10 protein-coding genes are annotated in these 12,605 nt (G+C 43.7%); 7 read left to right on the top strand and 3 right to left on the bottom strand.

The features are described from left to right. Positions 1–177 precede the first annotated feature (177 nt). The 5 genes from E0698_RS07245 to E0698_RS07225 all read left to right on the top strand — a co-directional run bounded on the left by E0698_RS07245 (position 178) and on the right by E0698_RS07225 (position 6,296). Positions 178–1,185, top strand: coding sequence for an ABC transporter substrate-binding protein (locus E0698_RS07245; RefSeq protein WP_192511105.1), 1,008 nt, complete (start codon positions 178–180; stop codon positions 1,183–1,185). Positions 1,186–1,217: 32 nt separating this feature from the next. Then, positions 1,218–2,933, top strand: a complete 1,716-nt coding sequence (locus E0698_RS07240) for an ABC transporter ATP-binding protein (RefSeq protein ID WP_192511104.1) — start codon at positions 1,218–1,220, stop codon at positions 2,931–2,933. A 33-nt stretch (positions 2,934–2,966) separates the two neighbouring features. Next, positions 2,967–3,950 (top strand): ABC transporter substrate-binding protein, encoded by a 984-nt coding sequence (locus E0698_RS07235; protein WP_443146903.1) that lies wholly within the window; start codon positions 2,967–2,969, stop codon positions 3,948–3,950. 233 nt (positions 3,951–4,183) lie between these two features. Then, the gene (locus E0698_RS07230; protein WP_134914654.1) at positions 4,184–5,248 is read left to right on the top strand and encodes a FecCD family ABC transporter permease; all 1,065 of its coding nucleotides are present in this window, start codon (positions 4,184–4,186) and stop codon (positions 5,246–5,248) included. Position 5,249: 1 nt separating this feature from the next. Further along, positions 5,250–6,296: a FecCD family ABC transporter permease gene (locus tag E0698_RS07225; RefSeq protein WP_192511103.1), complete on the top strand. Its 1,047-nt coding sequence runs from the start codon at positions 5,250–5,252 to the stop codon at positions 6,294–6,296. 126 nt (positions 6,297–6,422) lie between these two features. On the opposite strand, the gene E0698_RS07220 is transcribed toward E0698_RS07225, so the two are convergent. Then, complete coding sequence (locus E0698_RS07220) at positions 6,423–6,590, bottom strand: hypothetical protein (protein ID WP_007432475.1); 168 nt, start codon at positions 6,588–6,590, stop codon at positions 6,423–6,425. 416 nt (positions 6,591–7,006) lie between these two features. Between E0698_RS07220 and E0698_RS07215 the strand changes: the two genes are divergently transcribed. Further along, positions 7,007–7,912: an ROK family protein gene (locus E0698_RS07215; protein ID WP_134914657.1), complete on the top strand. Its 906-nt coding sequence runs from the start codon at positions 7,007–7,009 to the stop codon at positions 7,910–7,912. Between the two features lie 222 nt (positions 7,913–8,134). Next, on the top strand, positions 8,135–9,097 hold the full coding sequence (locus E0698_RS07210; RefSeq protein ID WP_192511102.1) for a tyrosine-type recombinase/integrase: 963 nt from the start codon (positions 8,135–8,137) through the stop codon (positions 9,095–9,097). A gap of 321 nt (positions 9,098–9,418) precedes the next feature. On the opposite strand, the gene E0698_RS07205 is transcribed toward E0698_RS07210, so the two are convergent. Further along, entirely contained in the window at positions 9,419–9,868 is a 450-nt protein-coding gene (locus tag E0698_RS07205) for a DinB family protein (protein ID WP_202894810.1), read from the bottom strand. 400 nt (positions 9,869–10,268) lie between these two features. Further along, positions 10,269–12,227: an endonuclease MutS2 gene (locus tag E0698_RS07200; protein WP_192511101.1), complete on the bottom strand. Its 1,959-nt coding sequence runs from the start codon at positions 12,225–12,227 to the stop codon at positions 10,269–10,271. Positions 12,228–12,605: the final 378 nt, after the last annotated feature.

Here is a 12,605-nt window from a genome sequence, read left to right as displayed (position 1 = left end):
GAGGCTACCTTATAGCAGGTGGCTTTTTGGTTTTTCTATTGTGATGATACATAAATATTAATGGAAGTTTTTTATTTTTGTATTGTAAGAAGAGACGGTAAAAGATAGAATAACAATTGTATGATAATGAGAATCACTATCATTTTTCGATATATATAACTAAGGAGGACTTATAATATGCAACAAAGTAACAGGGTAAAATCGGGGATCACACTGTGTCTCGTGGTTCTGCTGACGGTTGTACTGGGTGCTTGTGGAAACGCAGATACCCGCAATCAGACCAACGGAAAGACCAGCATTAACAACTCTTCCGGGCAATCCCAAACGGTTGCCATGCGTGAATATACAGATGCCACTGGCAACAAGATCAATATCCCTGTAAATCCGCAACGAGTTATTACGACGCAATATTTGGATGCGATGCTGGCCTTGGGAGTTAAGCCTGCAGGTGCTGCTTCCCATTTGTTGGAAGGCGACTATTTAAAAGGTAAGATTGATGGAGTTGCGGATATTGGGAACCCGACAAATGTAGAAAAGGTGCTGGAGCTACAACCAGACCTGATCATCACAACAGAATATACCACGCCAGAAGTGAAGGAGCAGCTGGAGAAAATTGCTCCAACCGTAGTCGTTTCTTTTGGAGAAGGGGATGTATTCAAACAACTGCGGAACGTCGCAGCCGTACTGGGTAAGGACAAGGAAGCTGAGCAGTGGATCGCTAACTTTGACAAAAAAGCTGCCCAAGGACGGAAAAAGCTGGCTGGAAAATTCAAAAAAGATGAAACGGTTACGATTTATATGGCCTATGATAAGAATGTGTTAAGGGTATACGGAGCGCGGAATGTAGGACATGTTATTTACCGCTCGCTGGAATTGAATCCTCCTGAGTACATACGCCAGAAGCTGGCGAAGGATCCGAGATTTAATTTTGTTTATGAAGTTATTTCAATGGAAAAGTTACCTGAACTGTCAGGAGACCGAATTATTATGCTGGTTTATGATGAAACGAGCAAGGACGGCATGCTGAGGGAGATCGAGCAAAGCGCATTGTGGAGAAATCTCCCCGCGGTCAAAAATCACAAAGTATATTTCATCAAAGCTGACCCGTGGTTTACGTATTCACCGCTTGCTATCGACCAATCGCTGGATGAAGCCATTACCATGCTTTCCACCGATCCTCAATAATCACTCCAAATAAGAAGGGAGAAGCCATATATATGCTGAGACGTTTTTTTGAATACTACCGTCCTTACCGGACTTTGTTTATTATTGATTTCTCTTGCGCCTTGCTGGCTGCACTGCTGGAGCTGGCTTTTCCACTTGCCGTCAACCGGGTGGTCGATGATTTGCTGCCTAGCGGGAACTGGAGGTGGATTTTATATGCCTGCCTAGGACTGCTTGGTATTTATGTAGTTAGTGCCGGTTTAAATTATGTGGTTACCTATTGGGGCCATAAGCTGGGGATTAATATTGAATCGGACATGCGTAAAAAACTGTTTGATCGAGTGCAGAAGCAATCCTTCCGTTTTTTTGATAATAACAAAACAGGGCATCTCGTTTCCCGTATGACCAACGATCTGATGGATATCGGGGAAATTGCTCACCACGGACCCGAAGATTTGTTTATCGCGCTGATGACATTGGGAGGGGCCTTCGGCATCATGCTAGGCATTAACTGGAAGCTGGCTGTGCTGACGTTCATTATTGTGCCGCTCATGATTTACTTGTCCTTATATTTCAGTCGTAAAATGTCTGCGGCTTTCCATCGTATGTTTTCAGATATCGCAGATTACAACGCTCGTATTGAAAATAACGTCAGCGGTATCCGCGTGGTTCAAGCATTTTCGAATGAAGAACATGAAATGGAGCGTTTTGCTGAAAATAACGGACGCTTCCGTAAAACGAAGCTGGTCGCTTATCGCATTATGGCCTGGAATTCTTCAATTAGCTTTATCCTGATGAAGCTGGTTTCGCTGTTTGTACTCGTGTGCGGTACATGGTTTGTTATTGAAGGGCAGATGACGTATGGAGAATTTATCGCGTTTGTGATGCTGTCCAATGTATTTCTTGGGCCGATTAAACAAATTAACTCCGTTATTGAAACGTATCCCAAAGGCATCGCCGGCTTCCGTCGATATCTGGATTTGTTGGAAAGTGAATCGGATGTGGAGGATTTGCCTGGGGCCAAGGCGGTTACCCATCTTAATGGAGAGATCCAATTTACAGGTGTAACGTTTGGCTATGAAAACAAAGACAAGGTATTGCGTAAAGTGGACCTATCCATTCATGCTGGAGAAACTGTAGCACTGGTCGGCCCTTCAGGAGCAGGTAAAACGACGCTTTGCAGTTTGTTGCCACGCTTCTATGATGTGGAGGAAGGCAGTATTACCATTGATGGTATGGATATCCGTGAAATGAAGCTGGAATCGTTACGCTCCATGATTGGTATTGTACAGCAGGATGTATTCCTGTTTGATGGAACGGTTCGTGAAAATATTGCTTATGGCAAGCTCGATGCTTCGGAGGAAGAAATTTGGGATGCTGCCCGTCGGGCTCAGATTGAAGACCTTGTTCGTTCCTATCCGGAAGGTCTAGATACGATGATTGGTGAACGGGGTGTGAAGCTGTCCGGGGGTCAAAAGCAACGTTTGTCTATTGCTCGGATGTTCCTCAAAAATCCGCCTATTCTCATTTTGGATGAAGCGACATCCGCACTGGATACGGAGACGGAAGCCGCGATTCAGCAGGCGTTGACGGAGTTGTCGCAAGGACGCACAACGCTCGTTATTGCGCATCGTCTGGCAACGATCAAAAACGCCGACCGCATTATCGTAGTTGCCGATCAGGGAATCGCCGAGCAAGGTAGACATGAAGAATTGCTAGCGGTAAAAGGTCCATATAGCCGTCTGCATCAAGCCCAGTACAGTACCTAAATAGAATAGTATGAAAGGTAAGTAGAGAGAGGAATGAATGTTTTGAAAAAGAAAATGTGGATTGCAATGATGCTCCTGTCATTCATTCTGGTTCTGACCGCTTGTGGGGGAAAGACGGAGCAGGCTGACGGAAAGCAGAATCAAACTTCTACCGAGCAGAAGCCGGCGGCAACGAAAACAGTCAAAACGATTCACGGTGATATTACGATCCCAACTCATCCTCAACGGATCGTCGTAGATATGTATCAGAATAATTTATTAGCTCTCGGTATTAAACCTGTGGGAAGTGTGAAGTATTATTTGGACAATCCGTTTTCCAGGGATCTTGTACAAGGCATTACAAGCATTGGAGATCGCGATAGCGTGTCCTTTGAAAAGGTACTTACTCTGGAGCCGGATTTGATTCTGATTGGTTCCAAAGATGCTTCTCAATATGAGAATTACAGTAAAATTGCCCCGACCGTCGCTATTCCTTATGGCACGTATAAGGATGTGCATGAGGAATTAACTGCTTTTGGAGAGCTTCTTGGTAAAGAGCAGGAGGCTAAAGCGTGGCTAGCCCAATACGATCAGCGGATGCAGGCAGCACGCGACAAGTTAATGGGAATCATTCAACCTGAGGACACCTTCACTGTCATGGAGGCTTCAACGAAGGAATATTATGTATATGGTGATAACTTTGGCAGAGGAGGACAGGCGGTATACAGAGGACTGGGGCTGACGCCTCCGGCTTTTGTCCAAAAAGAACTATTAGGTGATACTCAATGGAAATCGGTATCGAAAGAAGTTATTAATCAGTATGCTGGCTCTTATATTTTTCTGACGGTTAACAAGGAAACCGCCGGTTATACAGGGGACAGTATATGGAAGTCACTGGATGCCGTCCGAAATGGCAGGGTCTTTGAGTTACAGGAGGATCGCTATTGGTACTTTGACCCGATTGCCATTGTAGGACAAGCAGAAGAAATCGCAGACATGCTCGTCGAGCGGAATAAAGAGAAGGCTTCACAGAAGTAGTTACTCAGGTATTGCTGGCAGCCCTTTGGTATTTATTTATGCCAAAGGGCTTTATTTTTTCACAAAATTGCAGGGCTTCACGGGTTCGTCGAAATTTACTATTGAAGCCATTGTCGCATTAATTTACAATAGTAAAGATTGCATGATAATAATTCTCATTATCAAACGCCTTCATGAGCACAGGTTTGTGTGATAGCCTACATACTATTCAACAGTAAGGGTGAAAAATAGTCATGAAATTATCAGAATCATCGGAGAGTCCCGGCCAGAGTAACCATAGCCAGCCGCCGACTCCATTCCACTCACGGCCATGGGCGGCTTCGCTCATCTTAACAGCCGGGCTAGCCCTTTTGGCGTTCGGTATCGCTTTATCCCTATCTTTTGGTGCAGCTCCTATTAGGCTGTTTGAGGTATGGAACGCAGTCTTTCACTTTAATCCTGAAATACAAAATCATCAAATTATTTGGGAAATCCGGTTACCACGGATTTTGGGTGGTGTGTTGATCGGAGTCTGCTTCGCTGTGGCGGGGGCGATTATGCAGGGGATGACCCGTAATCCGCTTGCTGACTCGGGCTTGCTTGGATTGAATTCGGGAGCCAGTTTGGCGATGGCGATTTGTTTTGCCCTTTTTCCCGGTTCATCCTTTTTACAGCTGATGCTGTACTCCTTTGTTGGTGCAGCCTTAGCTGTTGTGATGGTATATGGTACAAGCTCCATATCCAAGGCTGGACTTACACCAGTACGCCTTGTGCTGGCGGGTGCAGCTGTAACGGCATTGCTGTCAGCCTTGGGTGACGCGATCAGCTTGTATTTTAATGTCGGACAGGATCTGGCCTTCTGGTATGCAGGGGGACTTAGCGGAACCAAGTGGGTGCAACTGGGGATTGTCTTGCCTTGGGTTGTGGCTGCTTTCATCGGTGCGCTTATGCTGTCCCGGTCTATTACGTTGCTCAGTCTCGGGGATGAAATTGCGCTCAGTCTCGGTCAGCGAACAGGGCTGGTGAAGGTAGCCGGGATGATTCTCGTTCTGGTCCTGGCGGGAGCGGCGGTATCGCTAGTAGGGTCTATCGGTTTTGTAGGATTGATCATTCCTCATATGACCCGCAAGCTGGTCGGTGTCGATTATCGATGGATCATTCCTTGTTCGGCCATTATGGGAGCTTTGCTCATCGTGTTTGCCGATCTGGCGGCCCGCATGATTAATGCACCGGAGGAAACACCAGTAGGCGTGCTTATTGCCCTGATTGGGGTGCCATTCTTCCTTTATCTGGCTCGTAAAGAAAGGAGAGCACTGTAAGATGAATAACATCACAACTGGAGCTATTGCCAAAGCAGGTCACCGAAAAAAAATCCATGATTGGATCATTGTTATCGTTCTGCTCATTCTACTCATTGTTGCATTCACCATTAGTGCGAATACAGGAACCATTCGACTTTCGCCAATGGAGCTTTTTAGAACCTTATTTGGGCAAGGGACTCCACAACAGGAATTAATCTTATTTGAATTCCGATTGCCACGAATGGTTATTTCCGTTTTGATCGGTGCAGGTCTGGCTGTTTCTGGCTGTATCATGCAGGGAGTTTCACGTAATGGTTTGGCGGACCCTGGTATTTTGGGGATTAATGCCGGAGCCGGGCTGATGGTTATGCTGTTTGTATTGCTTTTCCCAACGATGCAAACAACGAATTCATTGTTTTTACTACCTGCCCTTGCGCTGATTGGATCGGGAGCGGCTGCTATTCTGATCTACGCGCTTTCTTACAAAAAGGGTGAAGGGATTTCTCCGACAAGGTTACTGTTAAGCGGAATTGGTGTAGCGGCGGGGATCAGTGCTGCGATGATCATCATGACCCTCAAGCTTACGCCTGAAAGTTATACGTTTGTTGCCAGTTGGCTGGCAGGAAGTATATGGGGGTCCAACTGGAAATTTGTAATGGCACTGTTACCTTGGCTTGTTGTGCTGCTGCCTTTTGCATACTACAAGGCCAATGTAATGAATGTGCTTAATCTGGGGGATCAGACGGCATCCGGGTTAGGTACATCAATTGAAAAAGAACGTATCCTTTTGCTCGCTGCAGCGGTTGGATTGGCGAGTTCCAGCGTATCGGTTAGCGGTGGAATCGGCTTCGTCGGTTTAGTCGCTCCGCATTTGGCGAGAAAACTGGTGGGTCCAAAGCATAAGATGCTGCTGGTGGCCTGCGCATTGGTCGGGGCACTGTTAGTGCTTGTGGCCGATACGATCACACGATCCTTACCTTTACAGAAGGAAATCCCGACAGGTTTAATTGTGGCCATCATTGGGGCGCCATACTTCCTGTATCTGCTGAGTCGCTCCAAGGGATAATCTTGCGAAGAAATCATAACTTACTCATTAAAAGCTATTCACGACAAAATAACCTTCAACACCACTAAGGAAGTGGGGCTGAAGGTTATTTTGCATTTAAAATTTAAGCAATCGCATTCTTTCATATCAACGGGAAGTATTCAAGGCGTGAGAAGTTTGATGAAGCTCTCTGATCATTTTGTGCAAAGTGTAATTTTCCTGACGCGTCACGCCGTGTTGATTTTCCTGAACCAGCAACTGATGGATGTTCCGTTTTAGAATTTCACTTCGACGTTCCAGCATTTCGGTACTCATAAATTAAAGAACACTCCCTTTGTCATGAATAACTTGCATTTTTGAAATGAACATAGGCTGAAAATAAGTTTGCCTTTCGACTTCTTTAAGTATAACGTGCTGGATGACGAAGGGAAAACGGAGCCAGACAGCAAAATTCTTTTTCACATTAGCCTTGTTGCTCCGAGAAGTGCTCATCCCGTGTAATCTTAGATATGCTTGCCGATACTGACGATCACGCCAGATTAGGCGGAAATCAATGGGGGTGAACCTGTGTATTATTTGAAATCATGAGCTAATCAAACGAAATCCGAACTTTTTCAATGCAATTTTCGTTGATATGGATCTCGTTAATTGTTAATATTTTAAGTGTAATAGTGTCAATATTTTATAAGCTGGATAAACTTTATTTCCTCAATGAAAGGGACGTTGCTATCATGAAAAATAAAATACTAGTTTTTGATATTGGAGGCTCTTTTATAAAATTTAGTTTATTTTCCCAGAATGGTTTTTTCAAAAAGGGTAAAGTTGTAACACCGATGGACTCACTCGATGACCTTATTGTAACTTTAGAACAAATCCATAGTCAGTTTGTGGATGAAATCGAAGGTGTAGCTATAAGTTTGCCAGGCATTGTGAATTCCACTAGCGGCCATATGGTGCATGGAGGCTCCTTAAAGTATATAAATGATTTGAATATGGTTGAAGTTCTCGAAAAAAGATTTCGTTTACCTGTAACGATTGAAAATGATGGAAAGTGCGCTGCTCTTGGAGAAGCCTGGAGAGGGGCATTACAAGGGGTTAACGATGGGGTTGTCCTAGTGGTTGGCACAGGCATGGGAGGTGGAATCATATCTCAAGGGAAATTATTGAAAGGCCATCATCTATCCGCAGGAGAATTCTCCTTCATTAGAACGAATAATGAAGATGCAGATAATCTTGATTATTTTCTTGGCTTTCAAGGAAGTAGTCTGACCTTAACTAAAAATGTTGCCAAAAATAAAAATCTTCCCGTTGGTTCAGTTACAGGCGAAAAAGTATTTGAATTCATTGAAAAAGATGATCCTGTTGTGCAATCTGTTTTCCGAGGATATTGCAGAAATATAGCTATACAAATCATTAATCTGCAATCAGTGCTTGATCCTGAAAAGTTTGTTATTGGTGGAGGTATATCTGAAAATCCTCTACTCGTGAGTACCATTAGACAAGAATTAGAGAAACTTTATTCGGAGTCTACGTTTAATTTTATTTACGCGCAGATTGAACAAAGTAAATTAGGTAATGAAGCCAATTTGCTAGGTGCTATTTATAATTACAAACAATTACATAATATAGCATTGTAAAAAACTCAAAGAGTGCGGGTTATCTATTGGAGGATAGCCCGCTTTTTTAGTTGAAAAGCGTTCAAAAAACAGCGTATAATATAAATTATACGCTGTTTAGGTTTAAATCGACTTTCATTAGCTCTCACGCACAAGATGTCGATCGAATTGTCGATAAAAAGTAGGCGAAAATGGACGTTTTACAGTATATTGGGAAGATGAATCGGAGCGGAGGGAATCGGGATGAAAAAAGGGGGACGGCAAATGGAGCCGGATATGATAGATGATATTGATGAAGTATATGCTGAGGAGCTGGAAGCTTTTTTGATCTGGATGAAGGATGCGGGATATACGCTACATACACAAAAAAACTATACAGGGGATGTGAAGCAGTTTTTGTGCACACTCCGTGAAAAGCCGCTTGATCAGGTGAAGAAAATTCATGTGATGTCGTATCTGTCTAAAGCACGGGAAGGTGGAGCCGGAGATAGTACACGGAACCGAAAGCATGCAGCAGTGAGTAGTTTTTACAAAGCGTTGCAGGAATTTGAATTGTGCAGCACGAATCCGGCATCCGGAATTAAAAAAGCAAAGACCGAAAAGAATCGTATGCCCGTCTATCTGGATGAAAAGGAAATTCAGCCGTTTTTACTCGCAGTGGAGGGAAAATATGCAAATCGCAACATGGCTATTTTTCTGCTCATGGTATATATGGGATTACGGGTGGGTGAGGTTCATTCTTTGAATGTCTCGGATTTTAGCAGAGAACGGCGCACACTAGATGTATTTGGTAAAGGGCGCAAGTGGCGTACGCTTCCTGTACCTGAGGCTGTGTGTGATATTGTGGAACGTGCGTTGGAGGAAAGATTAACGCCGTGGAGGGGGAAGGAGGACGCGATGTTCGTGTCGCAAAAAGGCCGACGTTTGGCGGTGCGCTCTATTCAGCAGATTGCTACGGAAACGTTCGAACGATTCCAGCAGGATAAGAGTGCGGAACGTCGGGTATCTTACTCCAGTCACAAGCTACGCCATACGTTTGCAACGATGCTTTTGCGTAAGGGTGCCGATCTGCGTACTGTACAGGAGCTGCTGGGACACTCATCCATCCAGACGACCACGGTATATACGCATGTCACAGATCGGGAAAAAGAAAAAGCGATGGACAAGCTGGATATTCAGGTACCTATGATGGAATTAAAGAGGTAGGGGCTAACAAGAGAAAAAGGGGAATAAAGTGTTCAATACTGAAAAGTAAAATATTATAGGAATATGATAAACACATTAGGGAGAGTGAAAAGATTAATTTTACATAATAATTATTATGTAAACTCATTAGAGTGAAATTCAATTTCATAACTTCATATCAACGAAAAATACCAACATATTATATTCGTTTTAACGATTATATAAGCTTAACTAAAAATGTAATTGGAAAACGGAGTAGGCGGAATGGTGCTGTACAAGCGAAGCACCATCCGTCTTGCGAAGTGGCACGATAGGTAACTTTTAAGTTCAGCTTATATAGCTTTACTTTTGATTAATTTGCTCTAAATGATGCCGCATATGTTGAATATAATCGTCAACCAACCACCCTAATGTTTCAGTAGTCTGTTCATTCTTTTGAAACCCTTTTTCAAAATCGAGAGCTGTACAGGAGTTTAATACATTTATAATTTGCTTATTTAATAGTTTCCATAGGTGAATGACATCCACGTGAGTAAACTCTTCCTGATATTGATTAGCAGCAACCCAATCATTTTGCGCGTACGATTCTATTTTAACAGGGGATGTTGAATGCTTGATCATTATAAATCTTCGATGATTGTTAGAGGCTGAGTCGCATAGATGCCCTAGTATTTCTTTTTTAGACCATTTCTCCGGGTTCGGTTTGGCATTAAACTCATGTTCTGAGATTGAAAGGAATTCTTTTTCTTGATTTTCGATGAGCCTAGTGAGTTCTTCAATAGCACTTTTCAATGGTTAGGCCTCCTTGTTTTAGCAATCTTGATAATATAAAACATACCATAACCCGGAATAAGGTGGAAAGCAATAGTGTGTAGCGTTTTAACAGAGATCAATTAGAAACCAGGAGGTATATATATGATAGGGTTTTGGAGTATTTATCAGTTCTCAAAATAACGGAAGCAGATTAAGTTAACATAATATTCGTTATGTTAACTTAATCTGCTTTGCCAATTCTAATTATAAATTTTGAATGACTATATTAGCTGAGCTGAAAAATGTACATGGAAAACGGAGTAGACGGAATGGTGCTGTACAAGCAAAGTGGTGGCTATGGAAACACCATATGTCTGCGCAGTTGCACTGTAGGTAACTTTTAAGTTCAGCTTATATAGAGTTGAATCTACAATTGTTTTTACACTTTATCTTCCGGAGGAGATTCAATCTTCAGGCCTTCGATATGCTTCCGGCCTAGAAGTTTCCGTTTTTTGCGGTTTTCCTTAGTTTCCAAAACGATGTCCAGATCATAGTCGTCGGGATACAACTCGGTAGCTGCAATATGAAGAACAAGCCTCTTTTTGTTTATGGTCAGCTTTTGTCCTTGGATCAAAACCCCGACATTGCCTCGTTCATCTTCGGTTTTGTACACAATTCCAGTCCGGTTCAGGTAGGCTACGTAAACACTGTCACCAAGGGCAAACGGCTTAGGTTCGGCAGTGTGTTCTTGTTTCACCTGTTTTGTGGCTGTATGCTTTAAAGACGCTCTTTTAGGAGAGAGTTCACTTGTGTTCTGCTTTACATCATCAGAAGCTGGGGGAATCACAAATGATTCCTGTGTATTTTGAGACGTCCTACCCGAAGAAATAGCCTGAGAACGGTCAATAATGCGATTCCACATCCCCAGCTTCAAGGCAATCGCGTATGCGTAGCTTTCCCCGGCCTCGCCGATCCGAAGACGATACAAGGGTTGCAGCGTTTCGGTATCAAACTCCATACGAGCATTTTGGAATCCCGGTGTATTTTCAGCAAAATGCTTAATTTCGCTAAAGTGGGTAGTAGCCACTACGGTTGCCCGGCGGCGGTGGAATTCTTCCAGCAGCGCGATAGAAAGGCCTACGCCTTCGCCCGGATCGGTTCCAGATGCCATTTCGTCAATCAGGATCAGAGTGGAGTTGCCTGTCGTTTCCAAAATACCGATCATGTTACGGATATGTGCAGAAAAGGTGCTTAAGGCATGCTCGATGCTTTGTCCGTCTCCGATATCTACCTCAATTTCCTCAAATACAGCCATTCGGCTGCCTTCTGAAACAGGTACCAGCAATCCGGACTGCACCATCAGGGTTAACAGGCCGACACTTTTGAGAGCCATCGTTTTTCCACCTGTATTGGGTCCGGTAATGATGAGTGAGGAGTAGCCTTCACCGATTGAGAAATCAAGTGGAACCATGGAATTTCCCATCAACGGGTGACGTGCCCCTCGAATGTCTATAATTCCGTCAAGGTTAAGCTCGACAGGCACAGCATCCATCGTCAAGGCATATTTGGCTTTGGCTAATAAAAAGTCGAGTATGCCTACCGTCTCTGTGTTGATGCTCAGCTCCCGGTTATATGACTCAGCAAGTGCCGTCAGATCTCCCAGCACTTTCATTTCTTCTTTGGATTCTTCGGCCATGTTCGCACTCTGATCGAATTGCAGACTTACGATCTCGGCAGGCTCGATGTAAACCGTTTGACCACTACCTGATTCATCCAGCACGTTGCCTTTCACCTGTTTGCGAAACTCTTTTTTGATCGGAAGCACGTAACGGCCACCGCGCTGACTGACCATATTTTCCTGCATGATGGATCGGTGACGGCTGGTGAGAGAATCGAGTTTCCTTTTGATTCGTTCTTCCGTGACCGCTATTTTTTTGCGGATTTTAGCCAGTTCTTTACTGGCGGTGTCCGTCACTTTTCCTGAATAAATACATCTTTCAATTTCAGACAGAAGGGGTTCCATACCATACATGGAAGAAGCATAGGCACTGACGCTTGGAGCGGCATTCGACTTGGAGCCCATATATTTTATCAGTTGAATGCAACTTCTGATAAATTGGGCAATGTGAGAAAAATCCCGCTCGCTGAACAAATATCCGGTTCCCAGTAAGTGAAGTATGTGTTCCATCCCTTCCAGCGAGGGAACGGGAACACTTGCACCGTGGCGAATGAGCTGCAAGGCTTCGGTCGCTTCGTCAAGTCTGGTCTTGATCGTACGGATGTCTGTAATTGGTTGCATAGAAGCGGCATGCCGCTTACCAAGGTAAGAAAAAGCACATTCGGAAACTCTTGTTTTGATCCGGTCGTATTCCAAACGCTGCATTGTGGTTTCATTCATGAATAAATCTCTCCTTTAGTGTGTGATTTTAGGATTGTTTAGAGCCTTCTCTGTGAAATAAAAAAAGGGCGGAGAATGAACAAATCGTTCATTCTCCGCCCTGAAGGAAAGAGGGAATTTATCGTCAAATAAGCCTATAATCCAGCTTTTGCAGCTCCAATTTATGTGTCCCCAAATCATCCATGAGTAAACCAATTTGTAAGCTAATTAGTCCATGAATAGGAGGTGTATAAAGGAAGTTCACAAAATCTGAAAACAAAAAAACCGCGCTGAACACAGCACGGAATAAGGCCTAGAAGAAAATAATCCCTGAGGCGATTTATGATATCCGCATGTTCTTAACTAATGTCAGGGTAAAAACACAGTATCAAACAAACC

It is taken from the genome of Paenibacillus sp. 23TSA30-6 (assembly GCF_014858585.1).
Lineage (GTDB): Bacteria > Bacillota > Bacilli > Paenibacillales > Paenibacillaceae > Paenibacillus.
The sequence above is the reverse complement of the archived record's forward strand: the minus strand, read 5'-3'. Positions and strand labels throughout refer to the sequence as shown.

Excerpts from the sequence above, each read along its gene's own strand:
- E0698_RS07240 (WP_192511104.1), top strand. The coding sequence starts at position 1,218 with ATGCTGAGACGTTTTTTTGAATACTACCGTCCTTACCGGACTTTGTTT.
- E0698_RS07215 (WP_134914657.1), top strand. The coding sequence starts at position 7,007 with ATGAAAAATAAAATACTAGTTTTTGATATTGGAGGCTCTTTTATAAAA.
- E0698_RS07225 (WP_192511103.1), top strand. The coding sequence starts at position 5,250 with ATGAATAACATCACAACTGGAGCTATTGCCAAAGCAGGTCACCGAAAA.
- E0698_RS07230 (WP_134914654.1), top strand. The coding sequence starts at position 4,184 with ATGAAATTATCAGAATCATCGGAGAGTCCCGGCCAGAGTAACCATAGC.
- E0698_RS07235 (WP_443146903.1), top strand. The coding sequence starts at position 2,967 with ATGAATGTTTTGAAAAAGAAAATGTGGATTGCAATGATGCTCCTGTCA.
- E0698_RS07200 (WP_192511101.1), bottom strand. The coding sequence starts at position 12,227 with ATGAATGAAACCACAATGCAGCGTTTGGAATACGACCGGATCAAAACA.
- E0698_RS07220 (WP_007432475.1), bottom strand. The coding sequence starts at position 6,590 with ATGAGTACCGAAATGCTGGAACGTCGAAGTGAAATTCTAAAACGGAAC.
- E0698_RS07245 (WP_192511105.1), top strand. The coding sequence starts at position 178 with ATGCAACAAAGTAACAGGGTAAAATCGGGGATCACACTGTGTCTCGTG.
- E0698_RS07210 (WP_192511102.1), top strand. The coding sequence starts at position 8,135 with ATGAAAAAAGGGGGACGGCAAATGGAGCCGGATATGATAGATGATATT.